Source organism: Metamycoplasma equirhinis, assembly GCF_006385185.1.
Taxonomy (GTDB): Bacteria; Bacillota_I; Bacilli_A; order Mycoplasmatales; family Metamycoplasmataceae; genus Metamycoplasma; species Metamycoplasma equirhinis.
The window spans coordinates 1-613 of the sequence record NZ_VFIX01000031.1; the positions used below are offsets into that span (position 1 = coordinate 1).

Consider the following 613-nt stretch of genomic DNA (forward strand, 5'->3'; position numbering starts at 1 on the left):
AACAACGACTCCTGGCGAATGTCGCTCAAACCCGAAAACCCAACACCCAGAAGACGAATTGGCCCGATTTGCAGTGGATCCGGCAGCAGCCGGCGGGCCACCGTAAACAGCGCGCCGGCGTCGGTCGTCGGGTAGGGCATCGTCGCCGAGCGGGTTAGCGTGCTCATGTCGGATTTCTTTAGCTTCACCGTGATGGTGCGGGCGCCGCGGCCGTCGCGCAGCAGGCGTTGGTGCGCGTGCTCAGCGATGGAGTCGATCGCCTCGTGCAATTGCTCCATGGTGGTCAGATCGACGGCGAACGTGGACTCGGCGCTGATTTGCTTGGCTTCGGCGCGCTCCACCACTGGGCGGTCGTCGATGCCACGGGCCAGCCGGTGCAGCGCGGGCCCAATCGTCGCGCCTAGGATGTTGGCCGCCTCGGCATCGCTCAGCGCGGCCAGCTGCCCGATCGTCTCGATGCCGAGCCGATGCAGCTTTTCCTCGGCGACCGGGCCGATGCCCCACAGCCGTCGTACCGGCAATCCGCTGAGAAGCGCTTGCTCTTCAGCGTGCCGGACTACCCGAATGCCGTCGGGTTTGGCCAGACCAGAAGCAATCTTGGCGATCTGCTTGC

Annotated in this window: 1 protein-coding gene; it reads right to left on the reverse strand. The window is 65.3% G+C overall.

Annotated features, from left to right (window positions below):
* Positions 1–613 (reverse strand): DinB/UmuC family translesion DNA polymerase (locus tag FJM08_RS08525; protein WP_211331346.1); only part of this gene is annotated, 613 nt, incomplete at both ends.